Annotated in this window: 5 tRNA genes; all 5 read left to right on the top strand. The window is 51.5% G+C overall.

The features are described from left to right. Nucleotides 1-48: 48 nt before the first annotated feature. The 5 genes from DS745_RS24295 to DS745_RS24275 all read left to right on the top strand — a co-directional run bounded on the left by DS745_RS24295 (nucleotide 49) and on the right by DS745_RS24275 (nucleotide 521). Nucleotides 49-124, top strand: a tRNA-Asp gene (locus DS745_RS24295). 29 nt (nucleotides 125-153) lie between these two features. Beyond that, a tRNA-Tyr gene (locus DS745_RS24290) sits at nucleotides 154-237 on the top strand. Nucleotides 238-255: 18 nt separating this feature from the next. Continuing rightward, nucleotides 256-329 (top strand) — tRNA-Trp (locus DS745_RS24285). 25 nt (nucleotides 330-354) lie between these two features. Continuing rightward, a tRNA-His gene (locus tag DS745_RS24280) sits at nucleotides 355-430 on the top strand. Nucleotides 431-446: 16 nt separating this feature from the next. Beyond that, nucleotides 447-521 (top strand) — tRNA-Gln (locus DS745_RS24275). Nucleotides 522-563: the final 42 nt, after the last annotated feature.

Genomic DNA, 563 nt, shown 5'->3' with positions numbered 1-563 from the left:
GAAAGCGGCGCGGGGGTTCGAATCCCTCTTCCTCCTCCATATAAACCTGGACCCGTGGTGTAGCGGTTAACATGCCTGCCTGTCACGCAGGAGATCGCCGGTTCGATCCCGGTCGGGTCCGCCATTTTTTTTCTAAATAGGAACTTAATATTTGGAGGGGTAGCGAAGTGGCTAAACGCGGCGGACTGTAAATCCGCTCCTTAGGGTTCGGCGGTTCGAATCCGTCCCCCTCCACCATTTATAATTGCTGCCTTTAGGGGCATAGTTTAACGGTAGAACAGAGGTCTCCAAAACCTCCAGTGTGGGTTCGATTCCTACTGCCCCTGCCAAAAAACAATTAGGATATTTAATATGGCGGTCGTGGCGAAGTGGTGAACGCACCGGATTGTGGCTCCGGCATTCGAGGGTTCGATTCCCTTCGATCGCCCCATATTATTTTTAGATCTTGGGCTATAGCCAAGCGGTAAGGCAACGGACTTTGACTCCGTCATTCTCTGGTTCGAATCCAGATAGCCCAGCCATTTATATGCGGAAGTAGTTCAGTGGTAGAACACCACCTTGCC

The organism is Anaerobacillus alkaliphilus, assembly GCF_004116265.1.
GTDB classification, from domain to species: domain Bacteria; phylum Bacillota; class Bacilli; order Bacillales; family Anaerobacillaceae; genus Anaerobacillus; species Anaerobacillus alkaliphilus.
This window is presented reverse-complemented; position numbering and strand designations above follow the sequence as displayed.